General features: G+C 54.9%; 17 protein-coding genes and 1 pseudogene. 6 read left to right on the forward strand and 12 right to left on the reverse strand.

Annotated elements, in window-relative coordinates; all coding sequences use genetic code 11:
- Positions 1 to 87: 87 nt before the first annotated feature.
- On the reverse strand, positions 88 to 1,275 hold the full coding sequence (metC, locus tag O1723_RS03580) for a cystathionine beta-lyase (RefSeq protein ID WP_023337794.1): 1,188 nt from the start codon (positions 1,273 to 1,275) through the stop codon (positions 88 to 90).
- 251 nt (positions 1,276 to 1,526) lie between these two features.
- Here metC and exbB point away from each other — a divergent pair, with 251 nt between their 5' ends.
- Entirely contained in the window at positions 1,527 to 2,258 is a 732-nt protein-coding gene (exbB, locus tag O1723_RS03585; protein WP_014885233.1) for a tol-pal system-associated acyl-CoA thioesterase, read from the forward strand.
- Between the two features lie 4 nt (positions 2,259 to 2,262).
- Positions 2,263 to 2,688, forward strand: a complete 426-nt coding sequence (exbD, locus tag O1723_RS03590; protein WP_023337793.1) for a TonB system transport protein ExbD — start codon at positions 2,263 to 2,265, stop codon at positions 2,686 to 2,688.
- A gap of 42 nt (positions 2,689 to 2,730) precedes the next feature.
- Here exbD and O1723_RS03595 read toward each other — a convergent pair whose 3' ends face one another.
- Positions 2,731 to 3,180, reverse strand: coding sequence for a hypothetical protein (locus O1723_RS03595; RefSeq protein ID WP_014885231.1), 450 nt, complete (start codon positions 3,178 to 3,180; stop codon positions 2,731 to 2,733).
- Position 3,181: 1 nt separating this feature from the next.
- Entirely contained in the window at positions 3,182 to 3,586 is a 405-nt protein-coding gene (locus tag O1723_RS03600; protein ID WP_014885230.1) for a hypothetical protein, read from the reverse strand.
- Positions 3,587 to 3,690: 104 nt separating this feature from the next.
- On the opposite strand from O1723_RS03600, the gene O1723_RS03605 reads away from it, so the two are divergent.
- On the forward strand, positions 3,691 to 4,194 hold the full coding sequence (locus O1723_RS03605; RefSeq protein WP_008499806.1) for an ESA_00282 family adhesion-associated protein: 504 nt from the start codon (positions 3,691 to 3,693) through the stop codon (positions 4,192 to 4,194).
- Between the two features lie 81 nt (positions 4,195 to 4,275).
- Entirely contained in the window at positions 4,276 to 4,764 is a 489-nt protein-coding gene (locus O1723_RS03610) for a TIGR00645 family protein (protein ID WP_014171606.1), read from the forward strand.
- 44 nt (positions 4,765 to 4,808) lie between these two features.
- Here the strand turns inward: O1723_RS03610 and O1723_RS03615 are convergent, their stop codons facing one another.
- The gene (locus O1723_RS03615; protein WP_023331302.1) at positions 4,809 to 5,849 is read right to left on the reverse strand and encodes an aldo/keto reductase; all 1,041 of its coding nucleotides are present in this window, start codon (positions 5,847 to 5,849) and stop codon (positions 4,809 to 4,811) included.
- A gap of 257 nt (positions 5,850 to 6,106) precedes the next feature.
- Here O1723_RS03615 and O1723_RS03620 point away from each other — a divergent pair.
- Positions 6,107 to 7,654: pseudogene (locus O1723_RS03620) on the forward strand (methyl-accepting chemotaxis protein).
- Positions 7,655 to 7,661: 7 nt separating this feature from the next.
- On the opposite strand, the gene O1723_RS03625 reads toward O1723_RS03620, so the two are convergent.
- The 4 genes from O1723_RS03625 to yghU all read right to left on the reverse strand — a co-directional run bounded on the left by O1723_RS03625 (position 7,662) and on the right by yghU (position 9,907).
- Positions 7,662 to 8,009: a helix-turn-helix domain-containing transcriptional regulator gene (locus tag O1723_RS03625; protein WP_014885227.1), complete on the reverse strand. Its 348-nt coding sequence runs from the start codon at positions 8,007 to 8,009 to the stop codon at positions 7,662 to 7,664.
- Positions 8,010 to 8,021: 12 nt separating this feature from the next.
- Positions 8,022 to 8,354 carry a type II toxin-antitoxin system RelE/ParE family toxin gene (locus O1723_RS03630; RefSeq protein WP_023338786.1) on the reverse strand — a complete coding sequence of 111 codons (333 nt, stop codon included), beginning with the start codon at positions 8,352 to 8,354 and terminating at the stop codon, positions 8,022 to 8,024.
- A gap of 192 nt (positions 8,355 to 8,546) precedes the next feature.
- The gene (locus O1723_RS03635) at positions 8,547 to 8,879 is read right to left on the reverse strand and encodes a YMGG-like glycine zipper-containing protein (protein WP_023337792.1); all 333 of its coding nucleotides are present in this window, start codon (positions 8,877 to 8,879) and stop codon (positions 8,547 to 8,549) included.
- A 158-nt stretch (positions 8,880 to 9,037) separates the two neighbouring features.
- Positions 9,038 to 9,907: a glutathione-dependent disulfide-bond oxidoreductase gene (yghU, locus tag O1723_RS03640; protein WP_014885224.1), complete on the reverse strand. Its 870-nt coding sequence runs from the start codon at positions 9,905 to 9,907 to the stop codon at positions 9,038 to 9,040.
- Between the two features lie 183 nt (positions 9,908 to 10,090).
- Between yghU and gss the strand changes: the two genes are divergently transcribed.
- A complete protein-coding gene (gene gss, locus O1723_RS03645) occupies positions 10,091 to 11,953 on the forward strand; it encodes a bifunctional glutathionylspermidine amidase/synthase (RefSeq protein WP_023337791.1) in 1,863 nt (620 codons plus the stop codon).
- Positions 11,954 to 12,005: 52 nt separating this feature from the next.
- Here gss and pgaD read toward each other — a convergent pair whose 3' ends face one another.
- From pgaD to pgaA, 4 genes are read right to left on the reverse strand one after another with little or no spacing between them, the layout of a single operon-like run.
- Positions 12,006 to 12,437: a poly-beta-1,6-N-acetyl-D-glucosamine biosynthesis protein PgaD gene (pgaD, locus tag O1723_RS03650; RefSeq protein WP_014885222.1), complete on the reverse strand. Its 432-nt coding sequence runs from the start codon at positions 12,435 to 12,437 to the stop codon at positions 12,006 to 12,008.
- On the reverse strand, positions 12,434 to 13,765 hold the full coding sequence (gene pgaC / locus O1723_RS03655; RefSeq protein WP_023331300.1) for a poly-beta-1,6-N-acetyl-D-glucosamine synthase: 1,332 nt from the start codon (positions 13,763 to 13,765) through the stop codon (positions 12,434 to 12,436). The genes pgaD and pgaC overlap by 4 nt, the downstream gene beginning before the upstream one ends.
- Positions 13,758 to 15,707 carry a poly-beta-1,6-N-acetyl-D-glucosamine N-deacetylase PgaB gene (gene pgaB / locus O1723_RS03660; RefSeq protein ID WP_023337790.1) on the reverse strand — a complete coding sequence of 650 codons (1,950 nt, stop codon included), beginning with the start codon at positions 15,705 to 15,707 and terminating at the stop codon, positions 13,758 to 13,760. Before pgaB ends, pgaC begins: the two co-directional genes overlap by 8 nt.
- 8 nt (positions 15,708 to 15,715) lie before the next feature.
- Positions 15,716 to 18,154, reverse strand: coding sequence for a poly-beta-1,6 N-acetyl-D-glucosamine export porin PgaA (gene pgaA, locus O1723_RS03665; protein ID WP_032645303.1), 2,439 nt, complete (start codon positions 18,152 to 18,154; stop codon positions 15,716 to 15,718).
- Between the last annotated feature and the right edge of the window lie 389 nt (positions 18,155 to 18,543).

Here is an 18,543-nt window from a genome sequence, read left to right on the forward strand (position 1 = left end):
GGGATTGATCGCAGGCGCAACTCATGCAGACTTTTCTGCTTGCAGTGTTAAGAAAAGCGTCCGGGGAGTACATTTTCAGCGAGCACTCTACACGATACGTTCAAACCCTGCTGATAAATCCGCAATTAAATCGTCCACATTTTCTAAACCGATGTGCAGGCGAATCAGGGTGCCGCTGAAGTCCACTTCGCCGCCAGGGCGCAGAGCCGCGATTTGCTCCGGCTGATTAGGCAGGATCAGGGACTCAAAACCGCCCCAGGAGTAGGCCATGCTGAAGAGGGTAAAGTAATCCAGATAGTTTGCCAGTTCGTCATTATCTAGCCGTTTTTTAAGCACAAACGAGAACAACCCGCTGCTGCCCGTAAAGTCACGTTGCCAGAACTCATGGCCTTTACTGCCCGCAAGCGCAGGATGATTAACGCGCTCAACCTGTGGATGCTGAGCCAGCCACTCTGCCACTTTCAGGCTGCTTTCATGGTGTTGACGCAGGCGAACCCCCAGCGTGCGGATACCGCGGCTGGTCATGTAGGCCGTATCTGCATCGACCATCTGGCCCATCAGGTAGGCATTTTCACGCAGCTGATCCCAGCAGCGCGCGTTAGACACTGCTGTGCCAATCATCCCGTCTGAATGGCCAATCAGGTATTTCGTCGCCGCCTGAATCGAGATATCAATGTCGAATTCCAGCGCTTTAAACAGCACGCCCGCCGCCCAGGTGTTGTCGATCATGATGATCGCCTCCGGCGCTTTGCTGCGCACGGCCTTCACGATAGCCGGTACGTCGTGCACTTCCATGGTGATTGAACCGGGAGACTCCAGGAACACGATGCGCGTGTTTGGCTGAATAAGTTCGGCAATGCCTGCGCCAATCAGCGGATCGAACCACCCGGTAGTGACGCCGAGTTTACTGAGTATTTTGGTGCAGAAGTCCTGGCTGGGTTCATAGGCGGTGTTGGTCATCAGGATATGGTCGCCCTGTTCCACAAACGCCAGAATGGTATTGGCGACCGCAGCCGCACCGCACGGGAACAGCGCGCAGCCCGCACCGCCTTCCAGCTCGCACATCGCTTCCTGCAGAGAAAAATGGGTTAGCGTGCCGCGACGGCCATAAAACAGCCCGCCTTTTGCGCGGTTACGCGTGGCGATTTTTTTCTCCTCAACGGTGTCAAACACCAGGGAGGAGGCGCGTTGAATCACGCTGTTAACCGAACCCTGCGTATATTTTTTGCTGCGTCCGGCCTGTACCAGCGTGGTATCAAGATGCTTCTTAGTCATGTTCGCTAACCCTGTTTTTATACGTCTGGACGTCCAGACTACCACGATTGTGAAAAACTGCACCCGCATGCTTATCGAATAAGCAGAAAATATTACCAAAAAACCGCATAAGAAATTTTTACTGCGTAAGCGCAAGGAAAGTGAGCGAAAATTACGGCACCATGCAAATACTAATGAGAACTACTATCAATTCGACGACGTTTTGATATTATTACGTTCAGATTTTGTGATTTGCGTCCTGGAGATACAGAGTGGGTAATAATTTGATGCAGACGGATCTCTCCGTTTGGGGCATGTATCAACATGCTGACATCGTGGTTAAGATTGTGATGATCGGCCTGATTCTGGCGTCCGTTGTCACCTGGGCTATCTTCTTCAGCAAAAGCGCCGAGCTGCTTTCGCAGAAGCGTCGCCTCAAGCGGGAACAGCAGCAGCTGGCAGAAGCCCGCTCTCTGGATCAGGCGTCTGATATGACCTCATCCTTCCACGCAAAAAGCCTGACCACCCTGTTAGTGAACGAAGCGCAGAACGAGCTGGAACTCTCCGCTGGCAGTGAAGATAACGAGGGCATTAAAGAGCGTACCGGTTTCCGTCTGGAGCGTCGCGTTGCGGCCGTTGGCCGACACATGGGACGTGGTAATGGTTATCTGGCTACCATCGGCGCAATTTCGCCGTTCGTCGGTCTTTTCGGTACGGTCTGGGGCATCATGAACAGCTTTATCGGTATCGCTCAGACTCAAACCACCAACCTGGCGGTTGTTGCGCCCGGTATCGCAGAAGCGCTGCTGGCGACGGCCATTGGTCTGGTCGCGGCGATTCCGGCAGTCGTTATCTATAACATTTTCGCGCGTATGATTGGCAGCTACAAAGCCACGCTCGGTGACGTTGCTGCTCAGGTTCTGCTGCTGCAAAGCCGCGATCTCGACCTGAATGCCAGCGCCGTGAAACCGGTGCATGCGGCGTCTAAACTGCGCGTAGGTTGATATTATGGCGATGCGTCTAAACGAAAATCTGGACGATAACGGTGAAATGCATGAGATCAACGTGACGCCGTTTATCGACGTCATGCTGGTTCTGCTGATTATCTTTATGGTCGCTGCGCCGCTGGCGACGGTGGACGTGAAGGTGAACCTCCCGGCCTCGTCCAGCCAGCCGCAGCCGCGTCCGGAAAAGCCCATCTATCTTTCGGTGAAAGCGGATAAATCGATGTTCCTGGGTAACGACCCGGTAACGGATGCTTCGGTTATTCCGGCGCTGGATGAGCTTACCGGCGGCAAGAAAGACACCACCGTCTTCTTCCGTGCGGACAAAACCGTCGACTACGAAACCATGATGAAGGTGATGGACACGCTGCATCAGGCGGGTTATCTGAAGATTGGACTGGTCGGCGAAGAGAAAGCGGCCAAAAAATAGTAAAGAAGCTGGCGAAAGCCGGCTTTTTTTATGTCTGTCGGTTTATGCGTTTTTATTATCCGTCTGCGCGGCAGAGGAGGTTGCCAGCGTGTCTTCGTCGAGCGCAACGCAGGTGACGTTTGAGGTACGGTACTCACCGGCTGACAGCTTGCGCGTCAGGCGCAGGGTGGCGACTTCTCTGGCAAGCAGATACTGATAGTTGGCCTCTAGCCGGCCCAGCAGCTTCTCTTTCAGCTCGGGTTGCTGCTCGATGAGGCTATTTATCACCGCACCGTAAATCTCTTCTTTGACCTGTAGCGGGTAAATCTCGCGGCGATTCTGCCATTTCAGCCGCACCAGCGTCGCCGGAATCGATACCAGGTCTTGCGTAATACGCGTCATCTCGATATTTTTTGTGTTTCTCAGGGCGTCGAGATTTTGCTTTAAGATAAATTCATCACTTTTTTTATCATCTAAAGTCAAATAAACGTCGTTGTCTTTAACTTCTTTCACGTTAATCTTCCCCAAGGGTATAAAAAATAGGGTTGTTTTTTTCGCGCGTAATTAGATTAAGCCAAATTTCATTGCCCGCTTCATTTATTTCTTTTGTTTTTTCAGCCATTATTTGACTTAGTTTCTGAGCATCTATTTCGCCTTCAGCCTGGAGGTCATTCAGCAGGTGGACGAAGGCCTCAATTTTTATAGCGCGAAATAAGCGGTCTTTTATATGGCGATCGTGCTCCTCCAGCAACATATTACGGGATTTGCCAGTGCGGGAAACACCAATTAATATATCAGGCTCGAAATCGGAGAGCTTTCTTTTCCCCTGAGTGAAACTGGCCTTTTTTTCTTCTTCCGTCGGTTGCTGTTCCACAGGCGTAATGTGGTACTTAGCCGGGACGAGATAGTCGGGCAGCATTTTTTAATTTCCTTTATTTTCAACAGGGTGGGGTTGGTAAAGGCGTGAGATTCGTTGACAATATCATGAGGCAATTTTAAAATCAAAAAAAATGGAGCCAACCCATGAACAGCATCTTTTTTACGGTCATCACATTACTATTACTGACCGCTGGTGTGCTTTTATTGATGCAGGAGTTCAATAAAACGAAAGTGTCGAAAGACACCAGTGAACCTCCACAGCCTGAACTGATGACAAAAGAGGAAGGTGAAGACCATTTCTCTGTTTTGATGAACTCTGTTACGCCTGTCTGGTACTGGCGGGTAAATCACGAATATATCGACTTTTTACACGCGACAATTAAGCGTATGAAAATGTCCGAAATTAACGACACGCCCGGTCTGTTTGAGGCGCAGCGTCGTTGCAGCGACCTGAATTCAGCGGTTTATAAATATTACGACAATATCAAAAAGCGCTGTCTTAACGGAGAGAAGGTCTCGTATTCAGACCTGGACGTATTAAACCTTCGCCAGTGTTTTCGTGAGTTCAGTCTGGAAGCCTACCCCGAACTTGTGGTGCTGGTCTGGCCGGAGTATGCGCGTCCGGAGGTTAATCCGGACAACGTCTAAGTCATGAACAGTTGAGTTCTTGCAAATAGCCAGCGCCGTTGAGATATACTGGGCGCTGGTTTCTTTTGCAAACAGGACTTTATGGAACGCTTCTTTGAAAATGCCATGTACGCCTCCCGCTGGATACTGGCTCCCGTCTATTTTGGCCTTTCGCTGGCACTTATCGCGCTGACGATTAAGTTTTTTCAGGAAATCCTGCATGTTCTGCCGAACATTTTTTCCATTGCCGAAGCGGACCTGATTCTGGTTCTGCTGTCGCTGGTGGATATGACCCTGGTGGGGGGATTGCTGGTGATGGTGATGTTTTCCGGCTACGAGAATTTTGTCTCCCAGCTTGATATCGACGAGCGCAAGGAGAAGCTCAACTGGCTGGGCAAAATGGATGCCTCGTCGCTGAAGAATAAAGTGGCAGCGTCGATTGTGGCGATCTCCTCTATCCACCTGTTGCGCGTGTTTATGGACGCGAAGAATGTCCCGGATAATAAACTGATGTGGTACGTGATTATCCACCTGACGTTTGTGCTGTCGGCGTTTGTGATGGGGTATCTGGATAAGATCAGTAAAAAGTAAAGTGCATATCCCTCTCCCCAGAGGGGAGAGGGCATCAATCTGCACTATTTATCCGACGACGCCTGCCACAGATTCAACTCCCCATCCGCAACATGCTGGTCAATCCGCGTGAGTTCGTCCTCTGTAAAGCGCAGGTTATCCAGCGCCCGGACGTTCTCCTCAAGCTGTTCCGGACGGCTGGCACCAATCAGCACTGACGTCACGCGCGCATCTTTCAGTAACCAGCTCAACGCCATTTGCGCCATGGTCTGGCCACGCGCCTGTGCCATCTCATTGAGCAGACGAAGACTGCTCAGGTTGGCGTCGGTCAGCATCTTCTCTGTCAGCCCGCGCACCTTATGCCCTTCTCGCTGCATGCGTGAACCTTCCGGAATGCCGTTCAGGTATTTCCCGGTCAGCAGACCCTGCGCCAGCGGGGTAAAGGCAATGCACCCCGTACCGTTTGCTTCCAGCGCATCCAGCAATCCGGTCTTATCGACCCAGCGGTTAAGCAGGTTATAGGACGGCTGGTGGATGAGCAGTGGGATCTTCCACTCGCGCAGTAACCCGGCCATTTTTTGAGTGCGCTCCGTTGAGTAGGACGAGATCCCGACGTACAGCGCTTTACCGCTCTGCACGGCGTGAGCCAGCGCTGAGGCCGTCTCTTCCATCGGCGTATTTTCATCCACGCGGTGGGAGTAGAAAATATCAACGTACTCGACCCCCATGCGTTTCAGGCTTTGATCGAGGCTGGCGAGCAGGTATTTGCGTGAACCGCCTGAACCGTACGGCCCCGGCCACATGTCGTAACCGGCTTTAGTGGAGATGATGAGCTCGTCGCGGTACGCGGCAAAGTCCTCTCGCAGCAGGCGGCCAAAGTTCTCCTCTGCGCTCCCTGCCGGTGGGCCGTAGTTGTTGGCAAGATCGAAATGGGTAATGCCGAGATCGAAGGCTTTACGTAGCAGTGCGCGCTGGGCATCGAGAGGCTGGACGTGGCCAAAGCTATGCCACAGACCCAGCGACAGCGCTGGCAGGCGCAGGCCGCTCTTTCCACAATAGCGGTACTGCATGTTCTCGTAGCGGTCAGGGGAAGGGTGCCAGGACATGATGTCTCCTTTCTTATTTAATGAATTTTCGAAACAGCGTTTTTATTCTGCGTTTATCAAATCATAAATTGTTCACAGAAGCGATGACAGGGTTTAACCCCTTCATATTGAAAGGTAATAATTAACCCTGGCTGTGCGACCTGTGAAGCCGCGCTAATTAAAAATAATCACAAAAGGTTATAATTTCCGCGCTGCCTGCCGATAAAGAGAGGAGTACTCGCCTCTGGGCGAATTCACCCTCACGGCAAGGAAATCTTATGAATATGCTACGTAATTTCACGATCCGCTTCGTCATGCTGACGATTCTCGGGATCTTTTGTTTAATGTGGGCGGGCGTTGGGCTGTACAGCACCTGGTCTTTGTCACGCGTTTCAGAGGGCAATGAAGTTGATCGCCATCTGGTGAAACAGATGACGGTACTGAGCCAGGGCAACGATCAGTATTTCCGCTTCGTGACCCGCCTGAGCCGCGCAATGGAAGTCAAAGCCGCTGGCGGCACGCCCGATTTGTCCTCCGCCCAACAGGCGCTGGATAACATGGGCAAGAAACTGGCCGAGATGAAAGCGATGTCACCTGGCCCGATGGATGAGGCGATCGCATCCCGGGTGATCGGCTCCTGGCAGGCGCTGCTCGACCAGGGCGTGACGCCGCAAATGGCGCAGGCGAAGCAGGGGGCTCTGGAAGGCTACCGCCAGCAGGCCAACAACGTCACGCCACCGCTGAGCCGTGCGTTCGGTGCGGCTGCCGAGGCGTTCAACACTGCCGCCGCGAATACGCTCGACAGTACCCGCGTGGTGGTGGACGGCCTGACCAGTATGACCCGCACGGTGATTATCGTCGCCACGATTATCGGTCTGCTGATTCTGCTCTTTACCGACCGTTACCTGGTGGCGATGCTGGTAAAACCGCTGGAGCGTATCCGCCAGCAGTTCCGCCAGATTGCCCAGGGCGATCTCAGCCAGCCCATTGCGCCGTTCGGCCGCAACTGTGTGGGACAACTGGTTCCCCTGCTGAGTGCCATGCAGGACAGCCTGCGTGAAGCCGTCAGTACGATTCGCTCGGGCAGTGAAAATATCTGGCGCGGGGCGACGGAAATCTCCAGCGGCAATAACGATCTCTCTTCGCGCACCGAAGAGCAGGCTGCCGCACTGGAAGAGACGGCGGCCAGCATGGAACAGCTGACCGCCACCGTGAAACTGAACGCGGAAAGCGCGCGTCAGGCCAGCCAGCTTGCCGATGTGGCTTCAACCACTGCCAGCCGCGGCGGTTCGCTGGTGGAAGAGGTGGTTACCACCATGAGCGGTATTTCCGAAAGCTCGAAGAAAATTGCTGAAATCACCAACGTCATCAACAGTATTGCCTTCCAGACCAATATCCTGGCGCTCAACGCAGCCGTTGAAGCGGCACGCGCAGGCTAGCAGGGCCGCGGTTTCGCCGTCGTCGCGGGGGAAGTCCGTAATCTGGCAAGCCGCAGCGCCAACGCGGCCAAGGAAATTGAGGGGCTGATTGCTGATTCGGTTAATCGCGTAGAACAGGGGGCACAGCTGGTGGGCGACACGGGCACGACCATGGATGCCATCTTACGCGACGTGACGGAAGTGACGACCATTATGAAGCAAATCGCTTCCGCTTCTGAAGAGCAAAGCAAGGGCATTTCGCAGGTCGGGATTGCCATTACGCAGATGGACGGCGTCACCCAGCAAAACGCCTCGCTGGTGGAAGAGGTTTCCGCGGCAGCCGCCGCGCTGGAACGTCAGACCGAAGAGCTTCAGCGTTCGGTGCAGAAGTTCCGCCTGACGGCATAACACAACGTTACAAGGCCGCCTGATGCGGCCTTGTATTATCGTTTAACCCTGCTGTTGCAATTCGGGAAATCGGATATCCCGTTGCAGATGCCACTTCTGCGATACGCTTAAATGAGGGGTTACCGTTTGGTGAGAGTGATTTATAAAGTGATTCGCGAGAAATGCCAGCACGTTTTGCAATAACAGTCATCCCGCCAGAGGCTTCGATCACATGCCGTAAGGCGAGCATGAACGCCTCATAGCCTCCTGGCTCGTCAATTTCAATGAAAGCCTGGTGAAGATAGACGGGCGCGAAATCCGGAGAATCTTTCAGGAGTTGTACCATTGCGTCATCATGAAGTACTGATTTAGCCATTGCGATTTCCTCTTATATTCTGCGCTTGTAGTCGTTGAGGTACTCAACGGCCCTTTCAATGTCTGCATTTTGCTTTTTTTTCGTTCCAGTCAATAGCACCAGACTTACTGCGCCTTCTGCCGGATCGGAGACTTCACTAAAATAGACACGATAGCCGGGTCCCCGGTCAATTCTGAGCTCTGACACACTCTCTCTGCATGGTTTGCAATCGCCATAGTTACCCGTCGACATTCTGGCGACACGCGTGGCAATCATGGCTTTTGCTATGGGATCTTTCAAACTTCGCAGATATGCATCAAAAGGATCATATCCATCAGCTGTAATGTAGTGTTTAACGTTAGCCATTATTGTAGCCTGTAGTTTACGATAAGCAAAGCATTGTAATCTTCAGGCTACGACAGGCAATTGTTTGCATCGTAATAACTGAGTGGGAAGATAATTTTCAGAAAGCGGATCGCAAAAACGAGAGATTTGGCAGGGGGGGATTATTGAACAACGCTGTGGCCGGGCAAACGCAGCGCTGCCCGGCAATACTTATCAGTGGGTCGCTTCGCCAATCAGTGCACCCGTGCCCGCACCCACGGCCGCTCCTTTCAGCACACTCTTGCCCGTCACGGCAGCCGCTCCTGCGCCAACGACGGCACCCACGGCACCCCCCTTACGTGCGTCTTTGCCTTTTTCGCCGTTTTTGAACATGGCACCTGTACCTGCGCCAACAACGGCACCGCCGACGGTGGATTTCAGATCTTTGCCTGTGGCCGCGCCAATGGCGGCGCCCGCTACCGCGCCAGCGGCGGTTTTGTCGATGGCCATTCCCGAGGTGGAAAAAAGGAGAGCGCTGATGACCAGCGTTGTTTTAAGAAGTTTCATAACAGATCCTTTGTGACTGCTGTCGATTGATACGTCGTTTCTCACATCTGCGCGAGAAAAACGGCCAGATAGTGCCAGCAATTGCGGCTCAACCTTTAGGCTAATCATGCCCCTGGCAAGGATCTCATCTGCCGGGCGGTGGCCCGCCCGGCAAAGCATTACGCCTGACGCTTGTCTTCCGTGTTGGTATCGAAGTCGCTTGCCGCGTGGCGTTCGTGCAGTTGCTCGTTCAGCTCGCCGCTGGTGCGGTTAACGATGCGTCCACGCTTCACGGCATGGCGGTTCGCCACGTCTTTCGCCCAACGCTGGACGTTGGTGTACTTTTCGGCATCCAGGAACTCGGCGGCGTTATAGACGCTACCCAGGGCCACGCAGCCAAACCATGGCCAGATCGCCATATCCGCGATGGTGTACTCCTCGCCCGCCACGTAACGGCCGCGCGCCAGTTGTTTATCCAGCACGTCGAACAGGCGTTTGGCTTCCATGGTAAAGCGATCGATCGCGTACTCAATTTTCACTGGCGCGTAGTTGTAGAAGTGACCAAAACCGCCGCCCAGGAATGGCGCCGCGCCCTGCAGCCAGAACAGCCAGTTCAGCGTTTCGGTGCGTCCCGCCGGATCTTTCGGCAGGAAGTGACCAAACTTCTCTGCCAGATAGAGCAGGATATTGCCGGATTCAAAGACGCGCGTTGGTGGGGTCGTGGAGTGATCCCGCAGCGCCGGTATTTTCGAGTTCGGGTTCACTTCAACGAACCCGCTGGAGAACTGATCGCCCTCGCCGATGCGGATCAACCAGGCGTCATACTCCGCGCCCGTCACGCCCAGCGCCAGCAGCTCTTCAAGCATGATGGTCACTTTCTGGCCGTTAGGTGTTCCCAGCGAATAAAGTTGCAGCGGATGGGAGCCCACGGGGAGATCTTTCTCATGCGTCGCGCCCGAAATCGGGCGGTTAATATTGGCGAACGCGCCGCCGCCGTTCTTTTTCCATTCCCACACTTTCGGTGGCTGATAGGTGTTTTCGTCTGACATGTTGGCCTGCCTCTTTGGTGTTGTGTTGAGGCAGTTTAGCAGGTGGCAGGGGAACCGTTTAACGATGCGAGCGTAATGGACAGGGCAGGTGTATGATAATTCCACCTCTGTCAGGTTAATTACAACGTGCAGACGACGACAACCCTTCAAAAAATTGCCGCCTGCCTGTTTTAGGTTGGATACATGCGTAAAGGAAAGTTAAGCAGTGATGCGCCATTCGGGACGTTGTTAGGCTATGCGCCGGGTGGCGTGGCGATTTACTCTTCAAATTACGGCAGTCTGGACCCGCGAAAATACCCGGAAGATGCGGATTTTCGCAGTTATATCGGCAACGAATACATGGGCCACAAATGGCAGTGTGTTGAGTTTGCCCGCCGTTTCCTGTTCCTCAACTATGGTTTCGTGTTTACCGACGTCGGCATGGCGTGGGAGATCTTCTCCCTGCGCTTTTTGCGTCAGGTGGTGAACGATAACATTCTGCCCCTTCAGGCGTTTGCCAACGGCTCGAAGCGCGCGCCGCGCGCCGGGGCGCTGCTGATCTGGCAAAAGGGCGGTGAGTTTCATGAGACCGGCCACGTGGCGGTGATCACCCAGCTTCTGGACGACAAGGTGCGCATTGCAGAGCAGAACGTCCTGCACTCCCCGCTGCCGCTCGGGCAGCAGTGGACGCGCGAGCTGCGGCTGAGCGTGGAAAACGGATGTTACAGAATCCATGACACCTTCAGCGACACGGAAATTCTCGGCTGGATGATCCAGACCGACGACACGGAACACAGCATTCCCCAGCCGGAAATCGACGGCGAACTGCTGAAAATCCGCGGTGCGCGGCTGAAAAACAAACGTCAGTTCGACGGAAAATGGCTCAACGAAAATGACGCGCTGCAGCAGGCGTATATCCGCGCGAACGGTCATGTGATCAATAAAGATCCCTGCCAGTACTTCACCATCACCGAAAGCGCCGAGCAGGAGCTGATCAAGGCCACCAACGAACTGCACCTGATGTACCTGCACGCGACGGACAAGGTGCTGAAAAATGACAATTTGCTGGCGCTTTTCGACATTCCGAAAATCCTCTGGCCGCGCCTGCGCCTCTCCTGGCAGTGGCGTCGTCACCATATGATCACCGGCCGTATGGATTTTTGCATGGATGAGCGCGGGATTAAGGTCTACGAGTACAATGCCGACTCCGCGTCCTGCCATACCGAGGGCGGGTTGATTCTCGAAGAGTGGGTGAAAAACGGTTATCGCGGCCACGGTCATAACCCGGCAGAAGGGTTGCTGGAAGAGCTGACCGGCGCGTGGAAACACAGCCACGCGCGTCCGTTCGTGCACATCATGCAGGACAACGATGTCGAAGAGGATTATCACGCGCTCTTTATTCAGCGTTCACTGTTACAGGCCGGGTTTGAAACCAAAATTTTGCACGGGCTGGGGGCGCTGAGCTGGGATGCTGCCGGGCAGCTGATTGACGACGAAGGTCGCCACGTCAACTGCGTGTGGAAAACCTGGGCGTGGGAAACGGCGATAGAGCAAATCCGCGAGGTGAGCGAAACCGAATATGCCGCCGTGCCGATTCGGACCGGACATCCCGAGGGTGAAGTGCGCCTGATCGACGTCCTGCTGCGTCCGGAAGTGCTGGTCTTTGAGCCGCTGTGGACGGTGATACCGGGTAACAAAGCCATTCTGCCGGTACTGTGGCAGCTTTTCCCGAACCACCGTTACCTGCTCGATACCGATTTTGAGGTTAACGACCTGCTGAAGCAGACTGGTTATGCCGTCAAGCCGATTGCCGGACGCTGCGGCAGCAATATCGATCTCATTAGCGCCCAGGACGAACTGCTGGATAAATCCAGCGGCAAGTTTATCGATCGCAAAAACATTTACCAGCAGCTGTGGTGCCTGCCAAACGTCGACGGCAAATACATTCAGGTCTGCACCTTTACCGTCGGCGGGAACTACGGCGGCACCTGTCTGCGCGGAGATGACTCGCTGGTGGTGAAGAAAGAGAGCGATATTGAACCGCTGATTGTGGTGAAGGATAAGTAACTCAGAACCGCTCGAAATAGCTCCCCGCAGACCATTCTGCGGGGACGTTTCTTCACTCTTCTTCCTCGTCCTGCTGACTGATCTTTAAATCAATAATACGGCCAATCCGATCGTGATAGACCGTCAGCAGGTTGTACTGGCTCATCTCGGAGATGATCTGTGGTGAGACATTAAAGCTGCGGGCCAGCTCCTCCTGGTGAAAATAGCCCGGCTGACGACGCCTCACATGCGTGCGGCGGCGGTTGTACTGATACCACAAAATCAGCAGCCATCCGTTAAGCGCGGCGAACAGCAAATAGATCAACACCGTATTAAAGGAGGCAATAATGACGCTCCACCGGTGTTCACTCTCTTCGGTTAACTGCATCCACAGCCTGGCATACAGGAAAAACAGAAATCCTCCCCACGCCACCAGAGTTAACGCGGCATCGAAAAGACGTGGTAACAGCCGATGTTCAGTCAAAATTAAGGTATTTTCGTTCATTGAATGCTTCCTTTTCCCCGGTCCGGACTGATCCAGCGCGCGCGGGCACGCTGACGTTTAAGCATGACTTTCGGAAACGCGACGAGGGTAGTGAACAGGCCAATCATCCAGTACACCATCGGGAACCAAATCACCCAGAAAAGCGAGCTTGCCACCTTCCGCTCGTATCGCCGCTCGATGAACAAACTGACCAGGAACTGCAGCAGGCACATAACGCCCAACAGCAGACCGGTGAACGCGGGTGGGAACAGGGTCTCAACGGTCAGCCTGGCGGGAATCGGCGCGACCTGGCTGATAATGAACAGCAGTACCGTCATCGCGTAAGCGAACGCCCACAGCGTGGACAGCGCATACTCCAGAAACAGGGGCCACATGCGATGATGCTCCCAGCGCACAACCTTGCGAAGGTTGACCAGAAACACCTCCGCGCCGCCCTGAGCCCAGCGCAGGCGCTGTTTCCAAAGGCCTTTGAGCGTCTCCGGCATCAGGATCCAGCACAGCGCCCGCGGCTCGAAAAAGATATCCCAGTGGCGTAGCTGAAGCTTCCAGCTTATGTCGATGTCTTCCGTGATCATATCCGGGCTCCAGTACCCGACATCCGCCAGCGCCTGGCGGCGAAAGGCGGCGATGACGCCGGACACGGTAAAGACCCGGCCATAGATCCGCTGCGTGCGTTTGATAAGGCCAATAATGGACGAGAACTCGCCCACCTGAATGCGCCCAATCAGCGAGGATCGCGTGCGAATGCGTGGATTGCCGGTGACCGCGCCGACGTGAGGATACTGAATCAGCGGGGCTACCAGATAAACCGCAGTGTCGCGGTCGAGCAGGGCGTCGCCATCAATGCAGACCAGCAGATCGCCCCGGGCTGCCGCGGCACCCGCTTTTAGCGCGACGGCTTTTCCCTGGTTCTCCGCGAGGTTAATTACCCGCAGGCGCGGCTGCTCCTGCGCCAGCTGCTGCAGCACGTCCGCCGTGTTATCAGAAGAGCCATCGTTAATGGCGATAACCTCTATATTCTTATACCGCTGATCCAGCGCGGCGCTGATGGTCTCTCTGGCGTTCCTTTCCTCATTGAAACAGGGGATCAGAATGGAAATAAGCGGCTCGCCAGCGAGCGAGGGTGGTGGGGTCTCTTTATCCCACGACCAGTGGCGTTCAAGCTGAAACCAGAAATAGAGTCCGCCGGTGACCCAGAGCACGGACATGAACAGCGGCCAGAAGAACACAAAATCCAGAATCAGTTCGCCGGTAAAAAGGGCGGCCACGCCTAAAGGCAACCCGAATACCAGACACAAAATAGAAAAAGCGATGATGCGATCAGTCATTGTCAGGGTACCAGTAGGAAGAAAATTCAGGCCTGATGCGGGAGATATCAGGCTGGTTGTTGATGAAATCGTCGGGGTAGTAGCCGTAGTTTTTGACGCCGTTCAGCTGGAGAACGCGCATCCACTGGACAAGCTGTTTATCGGAAACGGCACGCTGCGTTTTTTGCTCCCAGTCTCTGGCCTGCAGTTCGAAAATGGTTTTATCGAGCGCGCCGGGCCGTGCGGCGACCACGTTAACCAGACGCGTCAGCCAGGCGTCGCTTTCGTTCGCCGGAACGGACTCCATCAGCGGCATGGCCATCGGCACCGTCCAGTCATAGGCCGCCAGAAAATCATCAAAATTCTGTGCAAACCAGGCTTCGCTTTCAGGCTCAAGGATGGGTAAGACGAACATATTGCGTGCGGTTTTGATCTGCGGTCCCCGGATGTGCTTCACCGCCTGGCCCAGCGCCCGGGTAAAGCCCATCAGCAGACGGCTTTTCTGACGCGTTGTGTCCTGAGCGGCGTCTTGTCCGGCATCGTCAACGTCCGTCAGCACCGCATCGTCATGGAACAAAATCCCATTGAAGGTGCTATAGCGGGCCAGATCTTCATAGATGTCCGTCACCTGCTGGCGAACCTGCGGGTTCCACGGGGAGAGCCGGATATAAGGTTCAGTGGCCTCGTGCAGCTGGCCCGTTTGACGATCCCGACGCTGCACGCGCGGCAGGGAGGGATCGAGATCGAACGAGAGCACCGGCATCCACGCGAAGACTTTCACCCCCGCACGGGTCTGGAGCTGCCAGGAGACAAAATTGAACAGATCGGCGCGGACCGGAAGCCGACGGTTGGGGAAATAGAGCGCTTTGATCCGGCCATCGCCCTGCGGGTCGGCAAACGCCTGCAGGAAAACATGGCTGATTTTCATGTCGTAGACTCGCTGGATCAGCCTGTTGATATTTTGGGTTTGCTGGGCCGGATCGGGATCGTAAACGTAGTCGAGGTCGACGTGCATGACGCGAACGGGATCGTGTTCCTGGATCTGGCTGACCGTACTGGCAAAGGTTTTTAGCGAAGGATTGCCGGCGATCAGCAGACGGGGAATGTTGCCAGGGTCATTTACGTCCCCCAGACCGTCTTCCAGCGTAAAGGCCAGCTGGTAACCCTGTTGTCTGGCGATGGCGAGCGACGTACCGTTGGCGGCACCGTAAGGCCAGACCCAGGCGCGCGGTGCTTTGCCCGTCACCTGCGTGATTTTCTCGGTCACTTTACGCACGTCGTCGCCGATCCGCTGGCTGAACTGCCGATCGGTTTCATAGCGGCCCGTCGCCTTATCGTAAAAGCGATTGGCGATGGCAGGCTCGCGGCTTCCCTGAGGGTTAGCCACGATACCGTAATGGGAGGCCCAGGTATGTGAGCCGATCTCAATCAGCGGAGACTGGCTGAGCTCGCGCACCATGTCCCACGTTGCGAAGCGATCGCGGGGCGTCATCAGACCACCAAAATTGACCTTTTGATTTGCTGGCGTGTCCACCCAACTGCCTACCGGTGCCCAAAGGGCAGGGACGTTCCAGGCCTGAAGCAGTGGCCAGACGCGGGTATAAAAGCTGCTGTAGCCGTCGTCAAAACTGAGCAAAACGGCTTTCGGCGGCAGCGTTTTTTTTCCGTCATGGGCATCCAGAATGTCCTGCACGCTGATGGCGTGATAGCCGTTATGCAAAAGCCAGCTTATTTGCTCGTTTAACGCGCTGGTGCGAACGGAGAGGTAGCGCTGATCGGCGGCATCATCTTCGACGTCGTGGTAGGCCAGCACCAGAAATCGATTCGTTGGCCAGGGCTTGCTCGCCTCCAGCTGGGGTCTCTCTTTGGGGGCAATAAACGGGAGTGCCTGGGCGCAAATGCTCGCGCTGAGGCAGAACCAGCCGATGAGTATCACACTCACGGAAAAACGTATGTTCAGCATATTCATCCTTAAAAGCGTAAAGTCGCATCAAACGTGACGGAGAGATTGCTCTCGCGCTTGCCGTCGTAAGGCCGTTTATCCCAGTTCAGCATCACGCCGGTATCGATGACGTTGTTCCACTGGATGCGTTGTCCGTAGCCCAGCAGGGTGATGGCCCCGGCGGACTGGTTTTTCTGCCAGTAGCTGCCGCCGCCTGCCACGAACTGCTGGCTCCAGAGGGTGTCGTAATGGCGATACATCTCATGATCGACGGACAGAGCGGCCGCTACGGACAGATCCCGCGCCGGGTTGTAATAGAGCGTGTCCCGCAGGCTGTTTTTACTGGCGGCGATCCCCGGTTCGAGATCCAGCGTCAGGGACGGGGTTTGCCAGAGACGCTCCTTACCCGTAAGGGTGTATTCCTGACGGCGGTTGTGGTCTGAGAAGCGGCTGACGGCGACGCTAAACTGATACTCACGTCGCTCGTTTTGATACCAGCGCACGCCGCCTTCCCCCCGGTTGGCGCTAATCCCGTTGCGTAATGCCCGTAAGGGCGTGGTGGGAGCTACGCGTTCAAGGCTGCCGCTGAGCTGCCAGCTATCGGTGAGAAAGTAAGTTGTGGAAAGGCGAGCCCCCGGCTTGTTCGCGCCGTGATAGCGGTTACTGGAAAGCTCGGCTTCGAGCTGGAGGTCACGAGGCCGCCATTCCACGCCGCCCAGGAGGTGGCGGCTGGTGCCTTTGCCTTCATCGAAATTACCCTCTGCATAGCGGGTGCCGGCAAACAGCCGCCAGTTATCCGCAACTGGCGGGCCATAGAGCGTGGCGTCCCAGTTCAGGTCGTGCGTACCGCTGACGGGGTTATCGGAGTGCAAACCCTTGCTCGCATTGAGGCGCAGCTCGGACATATGATGAACCGTTCTGAGCCTGTCCAGACGACGGGCACTGCGATCGACCGGTGCGCGAGCAAGCACGTCGTCGGCCAGTAAATCCATCTCTTGCCACTCCTGTAGATCCATGGCGACGTAAGCCTGCTGCTGCTCAAGCTCCAGATTTGATGGCTCCAGTGCCTCCGCCATTTTCAGCTTCTGCTCGGCCGCACGCGGCAGGCCCCGCGCCTGTAGCAAAGTGGCGTAGTCAATCTGCAATCCCTGGTTGCCCGGCGCCGTTGTCGCCAGACGCTGAGACAGCTTTTCGGCTTCAGGCAGGGCGTGGGTCGCCAGCAGATAGTTAAAACGGAGAGACTGCCCGGTGAGCCATCGATCGTTCGGCTGAGGGGTAGGGGAACCGAAATCGTAGCGGGTCCAGGGGACGTTACGGGTCTGGCGCTCTACATACTGGCGGGCGGCCAGATACTGCCCGGTATCCAGCCAGGCGTAGAAAAGCGCGTGCTCTTCGTCCTGCGGATCGGCGGGATATTGCGGATAGCGTTGCAGAAGCGAGAAGGCGGCATCGGCGTTTTTCTCCTGAAGATACGCGGAGATAACCCAGCCGATTGCCCAGTCCGGCACCGGGTGCTGCGCTGCCATAAGATCCTGATACTCGCTGATGACCCGCGGATAATCAGCATGGGCGTACAGCGCGCCGAGCCGGTCTATACGCGCAAGGATGACATCTTCCGCCGCCTGCGGCTCGCTTTTCCAGCGAGAAAGCAGAACGCCGTAACGATTCAGCGCAGATTGCGCAAGCTGCAGGCGCTCCTTTTCTGTTCTGCCTGGCACATCGGCAAGGCGAACCCTTTCGGCGGCGGCGTTACGCTCAAGACGGCGACGCTCCGCCGGGTACAGCGGCACCCGCTGTGAAAGTACGAGCGCGGGGGTATTCACGCGGTTATCCGTCAGGGCGTCGACAAGCTCGCTGAGCAGGACATTATTCTCTGGCGCGGTAGCCAGTGCGCGCGTGTCCGCCAGAAGCCGATCCCAGCTTTTTCCCTGGCGTAACCAGACATACGAGAGCGTCCGAAGATGCGCCTGAGTGGGGTTTTGGGTGACCAGCTGCCGGGCTTCCTGCAGCGCGAGTGCATCCATGCGGGCATCGGCCAGGGTTTTGATATAGCCGATACGATAATCATCGTTATTCGGCGCAAGGCTGCACGCCTCTTTCCAGAGCGATAAGGCTGGCTGCCACGCTTTTTGATTTCTCCTGGCCTGGGCAACGGCAGCAACGCCGCGAGCGGGCAGCGGCATATAAATGCCATAACGCTGCCAGACCTCAATCACCTCATCATCATGACCTGCCCAGGATGCCACCTGTAACCAGTCTGCGACCTGTTCAGGCGTCAGGGCGTGCTGTTGCTGATAATGCTGCAGATAATCAAGAAACGGCGTGTAATTACCTTTACGCGCCTGTTGAATCTGTTGTTCATAAACGGATTCCGTTGCCTGAACCAGAACAGGAAAGAGTAATAACAGTAACAATAATCCTGGGGTGCGATAAAAGAATAACGTATTGAAGCGAAGCGATCTTTCCATATCTATTTGCCATTTGTTTATCATGAATCCATTGCATAACACGGCTGCCTTTTAACTGTGCGTTAAAGGCGATAAATGAGAACATTAAATCTGAATGCAGTAACGTTATGGGGTACTTACTAAAAGGTAATTATGGATCCTTATCTCGGTGGATTGGGTAAACGGTAATGTACACCTGATATGTTTCCGGATAAATATGGTGAATAGAGGCTGGGTGGTTTTGAGATAATTCTGTAGTGAGCGGTTTTTTATGATTATATTGAAGGGGCTTTGTATTTATAACATTATGATATTTAAGTGTTTTATTTTTATTGTGACAAATTTGTTTATATTTTTAATGAGGCCTGGAAGCATCAATTAAAGTACTTTCTTGTGCATGTTTGGGAAGT

The sequence above is a fragment of the Enterobacter cloacae complex sp. HYC080_NIDB genome (assembly GCF_056673325.1).

Coding starts and splice junctions, on each gene's coding strand:
- metC (WP_023337794.1), bottom strand. CDS start 1,275: ATGACTAAGAAGCATCTTGATACCACGCTGGTACAGGCCGGACGCAGC.
- exbD (WP_023337793.1), top strand. CDS start 2,263: ATGGCGATGCGTCTAAACGAAAATCTGGACGATAACGGTGAAATGCAT.
- O1723_RS03600 (WP_014885230.1), bottom strand. CDS start 3,586: ATGCTGCCCGACTATCTCGTCCCGGCTAAGTACCACATTACGCCTGTG.
- O1723_RS03605 (WP_008499806.1), top strand. CDS start 3,691: ATGAACAGCATCTTTTTTACGGTCATCACATTACTATTACTGACCGCT.
- O1723_RS03610 (WP_014171606.1), top strand. CDS start 4,276: ATGGAACGCTTCTTTGAAAATGCCATGTACGCCTCCCGCTGGATACTG.
- O1723_RS03615 (WP_023331302.1), bottom strand. CDS start 5,849: ATGTCCTGGCACCCTTCCCCTGACCGCTACGAGAACATGCAGTACCGC.
- O1723_RS03625 (WP_014885227.1), bottom strand. CDS start 8,009: ATGGCTAAATCAGTACTTCATGATGACGCAATGGTACAACTCCTGAAA.
- O1723_RS03630 (WP_023338786.1), bottom strand. CDS start 8,354: ATGGCTAACGTTAAACACTACATTACAGCTGATGGATATGATCCTTTT.
- O1723_RS03635 (WP_023337792.1), bottom strand. CDS start 8,879: ATGAAACTTCTTAAAACAACGCTGGTCATCAGCGCTCTCCTTTTTTCC.
- yghU (WP_014885224.1), bottom strand. CDS start 9,907: ATGTCAGACGAAAACACCTATCAGCCACCGAAAGTGTGGGAATGGAAA.
- gss (WP_023337791.1), top strand. CDS start 10,091: ATGCGTAAAGGAAAGTTAAGCAGTGATGCGCCATTCGGGACGTTGTTA.
- pgaD (WP_014885222.1), bottom strand. CDS start 12,437: ATGAACGAAAATACCTTAATTTTGACTGAACATCGGCTGTTACCACGT.
- pgaC (WP_023331300.1), bottom strand. CDS start 13,765: ATGACTGATCGCATCATCGCTTTTTCTATTTTGTGTCTGGTATTCGGG.
- pgaB (WP_023337790.1), bottom strand. CDS start 15,707: ATGCTGAACATACGTTTTTCCGTGAGTGTGATACTCATCGGCTGGTTC.
- pgaA (WP_032645303.1), bottom strand. CDS start 18,154: ATGGAAAGATCGCTTCGCTTCAATACGTTATTCTTTTATCGCACCCCA.